General features: G+C 52.3%; 9 protein-coding genes and 2 pseudogenes. 7 read left to right on the top strand and 4 right to left on the bottom strand.

The features are described 5' to 3' along the window. Window positions 1-5: 5 nt before the first annotated feature. Together ssuC and ssuB are read left to right on the top strand one after the other, a co-directional pair. Window positions 6-797, top strand: coding sequence for an aliphatic sulfonate ABC transporter permease SsuC (gene ssuC / locus AU509_RS06925; protein WP_094117983.1), 792 nt, complete (start codon window positions 6-8; stop codon window positions 795-797). After that, entirely contained in the window at window positions 794-1,588 is a 795-nt protein-coding gene (gene ssuB / locus AU509_RS06920) for an aliphatic sulfonates ABC transporter ATP-binding protein (protein WP_094117982.1), read from the top strand. The genes ssuC and ssuB overlap by 4 nt, the downstream gene beginning before the upstream one ends. Before the next feature lie 274 nt (window positions 1,589-1,862). Here the strand turns inward: ssuB and pepN are convergent, their stop codons facing one another. Next, on the bottom strand, window positions 1,863-4,478 hold the full coding sequence (gene pepN / locus AU509_RS06915) for an aminopeptidase N (protein ID WP_094117981.1): 2,616 nt from the start codon (window positions 4,476-4,478) through the stop codon (window positions 1,863-1,865). A gap of 577 nt (window positions 4,479-5,055) precedes the next feature. Between pepN and AU509_RS18875 the strand changes: the two genes are divergently transcribed. The 5 genes and pseudogenes from AU509_RS18875 (at window position 5,056) to AU509_RS06895 (ending at window position 10,635) form a co-directional block, all read left to right on the top strand. Then, a complete protein-coding gene (locus tag AU509_RS18875; protein WP_303393918.1) occupies window positions 5,056-5,409 on the top strand; it encodes a beta/alpha barrel domain-containing protein in 354 nt (117 codons plus the stop codon). After that, the gene (gene pncB, locus AU509_RS06910) at window positions 5,313-6,260 is read left to right on the top strand and encodes a nicotinate phosphoribosyltransferase (RefSeq protein ID WP_303393917.1); all 948 of its coding nucleotides are present in this window, start codon (window positions 5,313-5,315) and stop codon (window positions 6,258-6,260) included. Before AU509_RS18875 ends, pncB begins: the two co-directional genes overlap by 97 nt. Before the next feature lie 181 nt (window positions 6,261-6,441). After that, window positions 6,442-7,841 (top strand): annotated as a pseudogene (gene asnS / locus AU509_RS06905) (asparagine--tRNA ligase). A 292-nt stretch (window positions 7,842-8,133) separates the two neighbouring features. Further along, window positions 8,134-9,201, top strand: coding sequence for a porin (locus AU509_RS06900; RefSeq protein ID WP_085650857.1), 1,068 nt, complete (start codon window positions 8,134-8,136; stop codon window positions 9,199-9,201). Between the two features lie 243 nt (window positions 9,202-9,444). Continuing rightward, complete coding sequence (locus tag AU509_RS06895) at window positions 9,445-10,635, top strand: amino acid aminotransferase (protein ID WP_094117980.1); 1,191 nt, start codon at window positions 9,445-9,447, stop codon at window positions 10,633-10,635. Between the two features lie 89 nt (window positions 10,636-10,724). Here AU509_RS06895 and AU509_RS06890 read toward each other — a convergent pair whose 3' ends face one another. The 3 genes and pseudogenes from AU509_RS06890 to ldtD form a co-directional block, all read right to left on the bottom strand. After that, window positions 10,725-11,369, bottom strand: coding sequence for an MBL fold metallo-hydrolase (locus tag AU509_RS06890; protein ID WP_094117979.1), 645 nt, complete (start codon window positions 11,367-11,369; stop codon window positions 10,725-10,727). A 65-nt stretch (window positions 11,370-11,434) separates the two neighbouring features. After that, window positions 11,435-11,983, bottom strand: a complete 549-nt coding sequence (locus tag AU509_RS06885) for a YcbK family protein (protein WP_026742703.1) — start codon at window positions 11,981-11,983, stop codon at window positions 11,435-11,437. Between the two features lie 167 nt (window positions 11,984-12,150). Next, window positions 12,151-13,868 (bottom strand): annotated as a pseudogene (gene ldtD / locus AU509_RS06880) (L,D-transpeptidase). Window positions 13,869-13,894 lie beyond the last annotated feature (26 nt).

Below are 13,894 nucleotides of genomic sequence, written 5' to 3'. Positions count from 1 at the left end.
CGCTCATGAAAACGCTATCGCGACAGGCGGCTTATCAACTCACGCCCTGGGCGCTACCGCTGCTGCTGGTGGTGGTTTGGCAGATCGCGTCGCAAACCGGCTGGCTGTCCACCCGAATCCTGCCCTCTCCCGAAGCCATCGTCGCCGCTTTTTGGCGGCTGACCGTCAGCGGCGAGCTGTGGCAACATCTGGCGATCAGCACCTGGCGCGCGTTGATCGGTTTCGCCATTGGCGGATCGCTTGGCCTGCTGCTCGGCTTTATTTCCGGACTTTCCCGCACGGGCGAACGTCTACTGGATACCTCCGTCCAGATGCTGCGCAATATTCCACATTTAGCGCTGATTCCGCTGGTGATCCTGTGGTTTGGCATTGAAGAAAGCGCCAAGATCTTTTTAGTCGCACTGGGCACCCTGTTTCCTATTTACCTCAACACCTATCACGGCATCCGTAATCTCGATGGTGGTTTGCTGGAAATGGCGCGCAGCTATGGATTGTCGGGATTCAGCCTGTTTCGTCAGGTCGTGCTGCCCGGCGCGCTGCCTTCCATCATGGTCGGCGTCCGGTTCGCGTTAGGGCTGATGTGGCTGACGCTGATTGTGGCGGAGACCATTTCAGCCAGCTCGGGAATTGGTTACCTGGCGATGAATGCCCGCGAGTTTCTCCAGACCGATGTCGTGGTAGTCGCCATCATTCTCTACGCCTGCCTGGGCAAGCTGGCTGACGTCAGCACCGTGTTATTGGAGCGCGTCTGGCTACGCTGGCACCCCGCCTATCAATCTAAGGAGGAACCTGCATGAATCTTACTTCGCTATCCTCACCGGCGCGTCTTAACGCAGGTATGCCGCTATTAATCAATGGCGTGAGCAAACGTTACGGCCAACGCACTATCCTGCAGGATATTCAACTGCCTATCCCGGCGGGTCAGTTTGTCGCCGTCGTTGGCCGCAGCGGCTGCGGCAAAAGTACTCTGCTGCGCCTGCTTGCCGGACTGGAAACCGTCTCATCCGGGGAACTTCTGGCTGGCAGCGCCCCGTTGAGCCAGTCTCGGTCCGATATCCGACTGATGTTTCAGGAGGCTCGCCTGCTTCCCTGGAAGAAAGTGATTGATAACGTAGGGCTGGGGCTGCGGGGTGAATGGCGCACTGCCGCACAGGATGCGCTGGCGGCCGTGGGACTGGCCTCGCGTGCAAACGAATGGCCAGCCGCCCTTTCCGGCGGACAAAAACAGCGTGTGGCGCTGGCTCGCGCATTGATCCACCGCCCCGGTCTGCTGCTGCTGGATGAACCGCTGGGCGCACTGGATGCGTTAACGCGTATCGAAATGCAGAGACTGATCGAATCACTCTGGCTGGAACAAGGTTTTACCGTCCTGCTGGTCACCCATGACGTCAGCGAAGCGGTCGCACTGGCAGACCGCGTTATCTTGATTGAAGATGGCAAGGTCGGTCTGGATATTCTGGTCGATCAACCGCGTCCTCGGCGCCGGGGCTCGGCGAAACTGGCCGAGCTGGAAGCTAGTGTGTTGGAGCGCATTCTGACCCCCGCCAAACCCGAGCATCATGCATCTTTGACTCGGGCCGCATTCTAGTCTCTGTCATAAGACGAAAAAAACAGCCGCTACCTTTCGCAGGCGAGCGGCTGTTTCAGAGTGACATAAAGCGATGTTTTTTCGTGTGAAGCACCACTGCTTTTCATCATCGTCAAAACGTTGCGGTACATTAAAGCCCTGCTTTCGTGCTTCAACATGGCCTCGACTATCCTGCGATGAAACGCCCCTCGACTTTCTGTGTTAACCCTTTTTACGTCGCCAGTTTATATGACGGCGACGCCAGCGATAGGCTCAAGGCTGCGCTTAAAAGCGTTTAGGCTTCTAATGCCTTCGTAATCTTCTCGAACAAATCTCCCGACAAATTAGGCAACGCTTTCAGCGTTTCCAGCGCTTTGCGCATCTGTTCCTGACGCCCGTGATCGTAGCGCTTCAAGCGGATCAACGGCTCGATCAAACGGGCGGCGACCTGTGGATTGCGCGTATTGAGATCGACCAGCATTTCTGTCAGGAAACGGTAGCCGCTGCCGTCAGAAGCATGGAAGGCCGCCGGGTTGGCTGAGGTAAAGGCACCCACTAATGACCGCAAACGGTTCGGGTTGTTCAAGCTGAAAGAGCGGTGTTTCAACAGCGCTCGCACACGATCAAGGACGTCGGTTTCTTGGCTGGTCGCCTGAAGCGTAAACCATTTATCCATGACCAGACCATCCTGATGCCAGCGTTCGTCGAATGACGCCAGCAGCGCATCGCGGCACGGCAATAATGCGCTCACCGCCGCTGACAGCGCCGCCAGGGAGTCTGTCATATTGTCGGCCTGTTCGAACTGACGACTCACCAGAGCATCCGCCTGCTGTTCGTCGCCAAACGCCAGATAGTGCAGGCACACATTACGCAGCGCGCGTTTCCCCATGTCGTCCTGATCGACGCGATAGGCCGGCGTCTGATTGTCGCGATACACCGCCAGCAGCTCGTCAGCCATTTCCTTCGCCAGCGTTTGGGTCAACGCATGACGCACGGCGGAAATCGCTTCAGGATCGATGATATCGAACAGTTCCGCGATTTCATTTTCGCCAGGCAACGACAAGATCTGCGAGGCCAGCATCGGGTCCAGCGAATCATCCAATAAAACGCCGCGGAAAGCGTCAACCACATGCAATGGCAGCGATAACGGCTGTTTCTGCTGATAGCGCGCTACGTTTAGACGGATGTGGCTAGCCAGCAGACTTTGCGCCGCATCCCAGCGCGAAAAGGCATTGCGCGCATGACGCATCAGGAAGGTCAGTTGTTCGTCGCCCCAGCTGTAGTTGACTTTCACCGGCGCAGAAAACTCTCTTAATAGAGAAGGCACCGGCTGACATGGCACCTGTTCGAACACAAACGTCTGCTCGGGTTCGGTCACGCTGAGCACGGAACCGACTGACTGACCATTTTGCACCAGCGGGATCGGCTGACCTTCGTGGTCATACAGTTCGATATCCAGTGGGATGTGTAGCGGCTGTTTACGCAGCTTGTCATGACCGACCGGCGTGTTTTGCGTAACCTGCAGACGATATTGCTCATTCGCCGCATCGTAGTCGTCCTGGATCGTCAGCACAGGCGTTCCGGACTGGCTATACCAGCGACGGAACTGCGTCAAATCGATGCCAGAAGCATCTTCCATCGCCTGAACAAAGTCGTCGCAGGTTGCGGCGCTGCCGTCATGACGGTCGAAATACAGCCTCATTCCGGCCTGGAATTTCTCTTCGCCCAACAGCGTATGCATCATTCGAATAACCTCAGACCCTTTTTCGTAGACCGTCAGGGTGTAGAAGTTATTCATCTCAATGACCTGATCCGGTCGGATAGGATGCGACATCGGGCTGGCATCTTCGGCGAACTGCGCACCGCGCATAACGCGAACGTTGTCGATCCGGTTAGCGGGACGCGACCCCCGATCGGAGCTGAATTCTTGATCGCGGAAGACCGTCAGGCCCTCTTTGAGGCTGAGTTGGAACCAGTCGCGGCAGGTAACGCGGTTGCCGGTCCAGTTGTGGAAATACTCGTGTCCGATCACCGCTTCAATATTGAGATAATCCTTATCGGTTGCGGTTTCCGCTTTAGCCAGAACGTACTTAGAGTTGAAGACGTTCAGTCCTTTGTTTTCCATCGCCCCCATGTTGAAGAAGTCGACGGCGACGATCATATAGATGTCGAGGTCGTACTCCAGACCAAAGCGCGTTTCGTCCCACTTCATTGCATTTTTGAGCGACGTCATGGCCCAATCGGCACGATCGAGATTGCCGCGATCGACGTACAGTTCCAGTGCGACGTCTTTACCGCTACGCGTGGTGAACGTGTCGCGTAAAACGTCAAAATCGCCCGCCACCAAGGCAAAGAGATAACAAGGTTTGGGGAACGGGTCCTGCCATTCAACCCAGTGGCGGTTATCGGCAAGTTCGCCCTGTGCAACGCGGTTGCCGTTCGACAACAGGTAGGGATAACGATTTTTATCAGCGGTGATGCGGGTGGTGAAACGCGCCAGTACATCGGGACGGTCGAGATAATAGGTGATGTGGCGGAACCCCTCGGCCTCGCATTGGGTACACAACGCATCGCCGGACTGATACAGCCCTTCCAGCGCGCTGTTGGCGGCCGGGTTGATTTCTGTTTCGATCTGCAACGCGAATTTGGCCGGCAACCCATTAAGTTCCAGGCCATCGGGAAGCTGTTGGTACTCTGTCCAGCGCTGGCCGTCCACCAGAATATCGATCAGGTGCAATCCTTCACCGTCCAGCCGCAAGGGGGCGCCGGTTTCGCCCTGCAAAATAACCTGACTGGTAGCGATCACCCGCGTTTTATCCGGGCCCAGGTCGAAATCTAATGCGATGTCGGTGATGGTGTAGTCCGGCGCGCGGTAGTCGTGCCGATATTTTACTTGGGGTTGCTGGCTCATAAATCGTTACCTTTGTGACGGACAGTAATGGCGACAGGTCATGCAATCAGGCCCGCCGGAGTTCAGAAGCGCCATTTCAATAAGGACGCGAGTTTTTCTCATTCAGCGCCGGCGTTGTTCGACGGTGCGTAAACTGAGTTAAACCACCGAGTCTTTCAATATAGACGTACCAAGAGGTGAATTCAGCGTTTGTCATTTCCCTTCGAACCGTCGGAACAACGCATCAAAATGCGGTTTTTTCACACACAGATTCTTTATTGAACAAACTGTTACCTCTATTAAAAGGATCTCTGATACGGAATGCAAACATTCCCTATTTCTCGCTTTTGAATCATGAGCAACGCGTTTTTTTTTTAAATTTTTGTTTAGTATAAAAAACATTGGGTTTCAAACACTAATGTTAAAAACGGCAAAAAAATAGACACTTTATTTTCACAATCGCACATTTGAATCTCGCCTAAATCCGCCCGTTATGGTGATATAGCGCGAACAAACAGACGATTTTGGGAAGGTTCCGAGCCCTTCCGTCATCGTTTTAACCGCTTAACTGCGTTGAACGAGGATGCTGTAACGCATTATGACTTGTAACCCTTCCCCGATATTGACCTCGTTGCTGGATACCGATGCCTACAAACTGCATATGCAGCAGGCTGTCTACCATCAGTATTACGATGTTGAGGTGGCGGCGGAGTTCCGCTGCCGCGGTGACGAAAAACTAGGCGTGTATGCGGAGGAGATCTCCGCACAGGTGGAGGCCATGGGCAGCCTGGCGCTCAGCGAGGACGAGTTTGACTATCTTTCGGCGCTGCCTTTCTTCAAAACGGATTATCTGAATTGGCTGAAGACGTTTCGCTTCAATCCCCGACAGGTTCACATCAGCAATCATCAGGCCGATTGGATATTCGCATCGCGGGCCCCTGGCGTGAAGTGATTCTGTGGGAAGTGCCTTTATTGTCGGTCGTCAGCGAAGTCGTTCACCGCTCGCGCTCACCGCGGGTCAGCGTGAACGACGCACTCGCACAGCTGCAACAAACGCTCAACCAGTTCAAAACGGCAAACGCCGGCATGGATTTGTCTCGTTTCAAGCTGATGGATTTCGGCACACGTCGTCGATTCTCTCGCGATGTGCAATTCAACATCGTGCGTACGCTGAAAGCTGAGTTTCCTTATCTGATTGGTTCCAGCAATTATGATCTCGCGCGGAGACTGCAGCTGACGCCGGTAGGAACCCAGGCTCACGAATGGTTTCAGGCGCATCAACAAATCAGTCCAACGCTCGAAAACAGCCAGCGTGCGGCGCTGGAAGCTTGGCTACAGGAATATCCCGACCAACTGGGTATCGCTCTGACAGACTGCATCGCCATGGATGCGTTCCTCAGGGATTTTGACCCGCGCTTTGCGCAAGCCTATCAGGGCTTGCGCCACGATTCAGGGGATCCTATCCAGTGGGGCGAAAAAGCAATCGCGCATTACCTTTCGCTCGGCATAGATCCGATGGAGAAGACGTTAGTCTTCTCTGACAGCCTGAATATGGATAAAGCAATCGCGCTATATCGCCATTTCTGGCAGCGCATCGATCTTGTTTTTGGCATCGGTACGCGCCTTACCTGCGATATTCCGGGCGTCACCCCGCTCAATATCGTCATCAAGTTGGTCGAATGTAACGGACGACCGGTAGCAAAATTATCTGACAGCCCGGGAAAAACCATTTGCCACGACCCGGCATTCGTTAGCGCTCTGCGTGAAGCTTTTGACCTGCCACAGGTCCGTAAGGCAAGTTAAAACGCCGGTTCCCACTGACCATCGCTTAATCTTTAATCCAGTGACGCCGGAATGCACAAAACTTATTGCATTCCGGTGATTTCTACTTGTGTCCTGCATACCGGCAAGTAACATAGCAATGCTGCCCTAAGCTAGGGCGTTTACTGTTTTTTAAACATATTTTATTCAAAGAGAGAATGTTATGAGCGTAGTGCCTGTAGTCGACGTACTGCAAGGCCGTGTCGCCGTTGACAACGAAGTCACCGTGCGCGGCTGGTACGTACCCGGAGAGATTCTAAAGCCGGTATTTCCTTCATTGCCGTCTATGACGGTTCCTGCTTTGATTCACTACAGGCCGTGGTTAATAATAATCTTGAGAATTATCAGAGTGATATTCTGCGCCTGACGACCGGCTGCTCAGTGGAAATCACGGGTAAAGTCGTCGCATCCCCCGGTCAGGGCCAAAGCTTCGAGCTGCAGGCGACTAACGTGAGCGTAGTGGGATGGGTTGACGATCCGGACACCTACCCTATGGCGGCCAAACGTCACAGTATAGAATACCTGCGGGAAGTCGCTCACTTGCGTCCACGCACCAACCTGATCGGCGCTGTCGCCCGCGTCCGTAACACACTGGCTCAAGCCGTCCATCGCTTCTTCCACCAGCAAGGTTACAACTGGGTTTCCACTCCGTTGATTACCGCCTCCGACACTGAAGGCGCTGGCGAAATGTTCCGCGTATCCACATTGGATTTGGAAAATCTGCCGCGTACCGAACAGGGAGCGGTTGATTTCAATGAAGATTTCTTCGGTAAAGAAGCTTTTCTGACCGTATCCGGCCAGCTGAATGGGGAAGCCTACGCCTGCGCCCTATCCAAAATCTACACCTTTGGCCCGACCTTCCGCGCTGAAAACTCGAACACCAGTCGTCACCTTGCTGAATTTTGGATGATCGAGCCCGAAGTCGCTTTCGCCGATCTGGAAGATACGGCCAAACTGGCTGAAGACCTGCTCAAGTTTGTGTTTAAAGCTGTTCTGGAAGAACGCGCGGACGATATGGCATTTTTCGCTCAGCGCGTAGATAAGGAGGCGCTGACCCGTCTGGAGGAATTTATTCATGCCGATTTCTCTCAGGTGGATTACACAGACGCAATCACTATTCTTGAAAACTGCGGCGAAACATTCGAAAACCCGGTTTCTTGGGGCATCGACCTGTCTTCAGAGCACGAACGCTATCTGGCTGAGAAACATTTTAAAGCGCCCGTGGTGGTTAAAAATTACCCGAAAGATATCAAAGCGTTTTATATGCGCATGAATGATGATGGTAAAACGGTTGCCGCGATGGATGTTTTGGCGCCGGGTATCGGTGAAATTATCGGTGGCTCTCAACGTGAAGAGCGTCTTGACCATCTTGACCGTCGCCTGGAAGAAATGGGACTGAACAAAGAAGACTACAGTTGGTACCGCGATCTGCGCCGTTACGGCACGGTTCCCCACTCCGGATTCGGTCTTGGTTTCGAACGTTTGGTCGCTTATGTGACCGGCGTCCAAAATGTTCGAGATGTCATTCCGTTCCCTCGAACTCCACGTAACGCGAGCTTTTAATAAAAAATTAATATAAGCAAAACAAATATCTAGAATAGCGAAGGGGCCGTTTATAACGGCCCCTTCTTTTATTTAGCATTCTTGTAAAAAGTTCAGTGGTTTTTACATTTTGTAATACATATTTTCCAATGGTTACCTGATTACGAACTTAGTATCATTTTTAGGGTAGCTTAACGACCTAGTGAATGGAAAACTGCGTGCAGACACAGGAAGACATCACAATTGCCACAAAAGTTCCGTAAGAAATTTTCGAGGCAAATGTAGGTGTCCAATAACACCAATGAGGGTAACAATGATGAAGCGCAATTTTCTTGCAGTGGTAATCCCGGCTTTGTTAGCTGCAGGCGCAGCAAATGCAGCTGAAGTCTATAATAAAGACGGCAACAAGCTGGATCTTTACGGCAAAGTTGTTGGCCTGCACTACTTCTCCGATGACTCCGATAACGATGGCGACAAAACTTATGCTCGTCTTGGCTTCAAAGGTGAAACTCAGATCACTAACGAACTGACCGGTTACGGTCGTTTCGAATATGAATTCAATGCTTCAGGCGCTGAAAACCAGAATGCATCTGCTAGCAAAACTCGCTACGCTTACGCTGGCTTCAAATTCGCTGACTACGGCTCATTCGACTACGGTCGTAACCTGGGCATCGCCTACGACGGTATTTCTTACACCGACGTTCTGCCAGAATTTGGCAGCGACAGCCAGTACACCGACAGCATCACAGGCCGTAGCTCTGGCGTAGCAACCTACCGCAACAAAAACTTCTTCGGCCTGGTTGATGGCTGGGACTTCGCCGTACAGTACCAAGGCAAAAACGAAGGTTCTCGTGTTGTAGAACGCCAGAATGGCGACGGCTGGGGTGTGTCTTCTTCTTACACTTCACCGATCGGCGTGGGTGTAATCGGTTCTTATGAAACCGTTGACCGTACTACCGATCAATCAGACGATGGTCACGGTGACCGTGCTGAAGCTTGGGCTACAGGTCTGAAATATGACGCTAACAGCGTTTATTTGGCCGCGACCTACGGTGAATACCGCAACCTGACCTATATCGGTAACGGTTTAACCGCTTTCACAAGCACCGCAGACAAAACCAAAGTATTCGAAGCTGTCGCGCAGTACACCTTCGACTTCGGTCTGACTCCGTCTCTGGGTTACGTTTCCGCCAAAGCGAAAGACGACTCTAACGGCAACAATGACTACGTAAGCAAATACGTCAGCCTGGGTGCTAACTACGCGTTCAACAAAAACATGTCCGTCTACACTGAATACGACATCAACCTGCTGGACAACGATAACGCATACCGTGTCGCTAACGATGACCGCGTAGCACTGGGTGTTGTTTACCAGTTCTAATCTGAGTAAAGATTATCTGCCTTTTTTGGTAGTTTAGTTGAAAAAACCAGGTTTAGATTACACGCCAGCCGGTATCTCCGGCTGGCGTTTTAGTTTATGTAAAAGCTAACATTCTGTTGACCTGCTTGTGTTCTTCCTTTCCCAGTAAATGTCATTTCTTTGATGCAAACGGTTGGCAAAGCCTGGCGCTAGCGTTAACCTGCTAGCTCTATTGCTTAAATTCAGTCACGGAACTACTGCGCAATGTTTGAAAAAATCTCTGCTGCTCCAGCCGACCCTATTCTTGGGTTAGCCGATCTCTTTCGCGCTGACGAGCGTCCTCATAAAATCAATCTGGGTATCGGTGTTTATAAGGACGAAACCGGAAAAACACCTGTATTAACCAGCGTAAAAAAAGCAGAACAGTATTTGCTTGAAAATGAAGTCAGCAAAAACTATCTCAGCATCGATGGCTTACCGGAATTTGCACTCCGCACCCAAGAGTTGCTGTTCGGCAAAGATAACGACATCATCACAAATAAGCGCGCTCGGACAGCCCAAACACCTGGGGGCACCGGAGCTCTGCGTGTTGCAGCGGATTTTATTGCGCATAACACCTCGGCTAAACGTATTTGGATCAGTAATCCAACCTGGCCTAACCACAGAAACGTCTTTGCAGCGGTGGGACTGGAAGTCTGTGACTACGACTACTACGATGCCACTGCGCACAAACTGGATTTCGATGGCATGGTGGCAAGCCTGAGTGCCGCTCAGACTGGCGACATCGTTTTATTCCACGGTTGTTGCCATAACCCTACGGGGATTGACCCTACGCCTGAACAGTGGGGCCAATTGGCTTCCCTCTCACAGCAGAAAGGCTGGTTGCCCCTCTTTGATTTCGCCTATCAGGGATTTGCTAACAGTTTGGATGAAGATGCTCAGGGTCTGCGCACTTTCGCTGCCAAACATCAAGAACTGCTGGTCGCGAGCTCCTATTCCAAAAACTTTGGCTTGTATAACGAACGAGTGGGAGCCTGTACGTTGGTTGCCGCGGATAGCGCGGTAGTCGATACCGCATTTAGTCAGATAAAAGCGGTGATTCGTGCAAACTACTCTAACCCGCCTTCTCATGGAGCTGCTGTCGTAGCGACGATTTTGTCTAACGACGTTCTACGGGGGATTTGGGAGCAGGAACTGACAGCGATGCGCGAGCGTATTCAACGTATGCGTCAGCTGTTTGTGAATACCCTTCAAGAAAAAGGCGCGCAACAGGATTTCTCTTTCATAATCCAGCAGAACGGTATGTTCTCGTTTAGCGGACTGAGCAAAGAGCAAGTCATTCGCCTGCGCGATGAGTTTGGCGTATATGCCGTCAATTCCGGCCGGGTCAATGTGGCCGGCATGACGCCAGAAAATATGGCTCCGCTGTGTGAGGCTATTGTTGCCGTGTTATAAGACGTGAATCGATAGACAATAAAAAGCCAGCTCCGTATCAACCGGGCTGGCTTTTTTATTCGCCTGAGTTTAGGTGTTCAACCGATCTGTTACCTGACAGTCATTCCCTGCAAAAACGGGTTAGTCCGGCGTTCTTCACCGAAAGTCGACATCGGTCCATGCCCGGGGATAAAAGCAACATCATCACCCAGCGGCAACAGTTTTGTGGTAATCGACTGAATCAGCGCTTCATGATTCCCCTGGGGGAAGTCGCTACGACCCACGCCGCCTCTGAAGATCACATCGCCGGAAATCGCCAGCCGCGCAGACTCATTAAAAAAGACAATGTGGCCCGGCGTATGCCCCGGACAATGCAAGACTGAGAGCTGTACTTCGCCGATGGCCACAGTATCGCCTTCATCCAGCCATTCATCCGGCGTCAATGGCTGACAATCATCAAGACCAAACATCCGACTTTGCGCTGGCAGACCATCCAACCAGAATGCATCGGCACGCTGCGGACCTTTGATAGGCACCTGATAATAGCTGGCAAGTTCCGCTGCCGCCCCAACATGGTCCAAATGTCCATGGGTCAAAAGGATTTGCTTAACCGTCACACCAGCTTGGGCCACGGCTTGCTTCAACTTTTCAGCCTCTCCGCCTGGGTCGACTAAAGCAGCATCCCCACTCTCTTCAGCCCACAACAAGGTGCAGTTTTGGCTAAATGCCGTCACAGGAATAATTTGGTATTTCATATCGCTCCGCTTTCGCCTTCACAGCCGATGATTCATTGAACCTGGCCGCGTTTTTATTCTATGCCTTACCAGGTACGCGCGGGACCGGTATCAATATGGACGAAGTTGCTACGCGGATAGTATCCGACGCCGCCAGCTCGCATCTTGACGGCAGCTTTTCGAATATTCGCGAGTTGCACGCCTTCAATATGGAAGTCCATCGCTTTACCTTGCGTATGGTAGCTTTGCTTGGCAACGCCACGGCTGTGCGAGCGAAGATCCTCATTCGTGCCACGAGAGCGGTAACCAGAAATCAGCTGTACCGGCTTATTGTTTCCTAACATGACCTGCAATCGATATAACTGGTCGAAAAGTTGCGGATCAATGCTTTTGATTTTATTCGCACGATAGTCACGAAAGAAATAATCTAATCGGGTAAGTTCTTCTTTGATATACCGTCGTCCATCGAAAAACTCTGCTTTGAGGCGTTCGCCCGTATTAAGATTATTGAGTGTTAAAATTCGAGGACGTGCAGTTGATAATGAGGCGAGTGACTGACCGGGAAGCAAGGCTATGCCCAGAGCAGCTCCTCCGAGCGTCAACCATTTGCGACGATGGTTATCGATGTGTTCCATATAACAATATTACCCAGGCTAATAATCGGTGTGAGGGCACAAAACGCGCACCGCTTTGAACCTTAACCGTCGTCATTAGCTGAGTCAACCCGCCCGACAGGGGGGCGTTATCACCTTTTCTCCCCCCTGGGCGGGCTGACTCAGCCGTAACTTACGGAAATCCTTGTTTACTGCAGTAATAACCCGACTTTAGACAGTGTGCTTTCACCGGTTTTTGACCGGCCATCATAATTGTAAATATCTGTACGATATTGCGCTTTACCATCCTCTGCGACCCAAGCCGTCAGGTAATAGAAGCTCACCGGAATACGTTTGCGCATGGTGACATAAGTCGTATTGCCCTCTTCCAACGTGGAAGAAACCCGCGCGCTGTTCCAGCCCGCATCTTGCAACAGCAAGCCCGCCAGCTCAGCGGCCTTATTGACTCGCACGCAACCCGAGCTCAGTGCCCGAATATCTTTATGGAACAGATTATGGTTCGGCGTATCGTGAAGATAGATGGCCTCGGAATTCGGCATATTGAATTTGTAGCGCCCCAACGAGTTAGTGCTTCCCGGAGCCTGACGCAGACGATAGGGGAATCGCTCAGCCGAAACCTGAGACCAATCGATCATGGAAGGATCGATTGGCTGAGCATTCTCACTCCAATCAGACAACAGCGTATACCCATGACGCTGCAAATACCCCGGATCCATAATCACTTTAGGGATGATGTCCTGACGGATCAGCGTCGTTGGTACGTTCCAAGGGGGATTTACCACCACGTTGACCAAGGCGCTGCTCATCATCGGGGTTTTGCGTTTTGGCTGTCCGACAATGACGCGAGAGGATAAAATTTCCGCACCATTTTGATAGTAGGTCAGTGAAAAGTTAGGAATATTGACCAGGATACCGGTTGATACATTGTCGGGAATTAAACGCAGCCGCTGAATGTTTAGCGCCAGCAACGTTGCTCGCATCTGCGAGGACACATTCAGCCAGTCTTTAGTTCGTTTCCCAATCGCGCCATCATCCTGCAAACCGTGCCAATGCTGGAAGCGCTTAACCGCATCCACCAATTCGCCCGTGTAAACATTCTCTGCTCCTGATGGCGTGACGTTCACACTGCCGTCGGTCGAAGAAGATTCATTGAACAGCGGCAGCGTGGTCGTATTCGACGCCAACATCCCGGTGCGTTGCAAAATTTCCTGCAGAACGGTCAACTCGCTGCTTTGATCGCCCGGACGCAAGGTTCCCGCAAGCTGCAATTTCGGCCATGGGCGATTATCCAGCAGGCTCGCCTTCAACGCTTCATGCATCTTCGCATATTGGGAGTGCCTTGGCGCCAAAGAGGCCACAAACTCGGCGCTGCGACCTTCTTTAACCGCATTTTGCCACTCCGCAATCAGCCTGACGGAGGCAAAGATAACGTATAGGGCACATTGGCGTATAACCAGTTGCTTCCGTTTTTTTCTACGCCGGAGACAAACTGCAGATAGCCCAGCATCGCATCGGAAAGCACACGATCCCGCGCCAACCCGGTCAGTTTAGGATCGGTCAACCAAGAAACCCAGGTGGTGAACTGTGGCTGAATGCCAGCTAGCGCAAGCTCGGCTAATTGTTGCTGGAAAGCACTGACTGCCCGACTATCTGACCACATCGGCTGCTCAGCCATTTGCGCATACAGCCCGCGAAGCGCAGAGTCATAATGTAGCGTCATGCCTGCTGGCAACTGTCCCCGCAGACCGGCGGTGGCAGGTGCAGCGGTGGATATTGGCGTCGTCGTCCCTGACAGCATGGTTTGCGTGGCCGCCTGAGCTGAAAACGCAAGCAGGCCGCCCAGCCAGAGTGCGCCTCCCGTCATGCCCAGTCGCAGCCCTTGCGTTTTTCTTTTTGCTAACAACATCCAATGATCCCCTGTTTTTTACCTAA

Source organism: Lonsdalea britannica, assembly GCF_002111595.1.
Lineage (GTDB): Bacteria > Pseudomonadota > Gammaproteobacteria > Enterobacterales > Enterobacteriaceae > Lonsdalea > Lonsdalea britannica.
The sequence above is the reverse complement of the archived record's forward strand: the minus strand, read 5'-3'. Positions and strand labels throughout refer to the sequence as shown.

Coding starts and splice junctions, on each gene's coding strand:
- ssuC (WP_094117983.1), top strand. CDS start 6: ATGAAAACGCTATCGCGACAGGCGGCTTATCAACTCACGCCCTGGGCG.
- ssuB (WP_094117982.1), top strand. CDS start 794: ATGAATCTTACTTCGCTATCCTCACCGGCGCGTCTTAACGCAGGTATG.
- pepN (WP_094117981.1), bottom strand. CDS start 4,478: ATGAGCCAGCAACCCCAAGTAAAATATCGGCACGACTACCGCGCGCCG.
- AU509_RS18875 (WP_303393918.1), top strand. CDS start 5,056: ATGACTTGTAACCCTTCCCCGATATTGACCTCGTTGCTGGATACCGAT.
- AU509_RS06900 (WP_085650857.1), top strand. CDS start 8,134: ATGATGAAGCGCAATTTTCTTGCAGTGGTAATCCCGGCTTTGTTAGCT.
- AU509_RS06895 (WP_094117980.1), top strand. CDS start 9,445: ATGTTTGAAAAAATCTCTGCTGCTCCAGCCGACCCTATTCTTGGGTTA.
- AU509_RS06890 (WP_094117979.1), bottom strand. CDS start 11,369: ATGAAATACCAAATTATTCCTGTGACGGCATTTAGCCAAAACTGCACC.
- AU509_RS06885 (WP_026742703.1), bottom strand. CDS start 11,983: ATGGAACACATCGATAACCATCGTCGCAAATGGTTGACGCTCGGAGGA.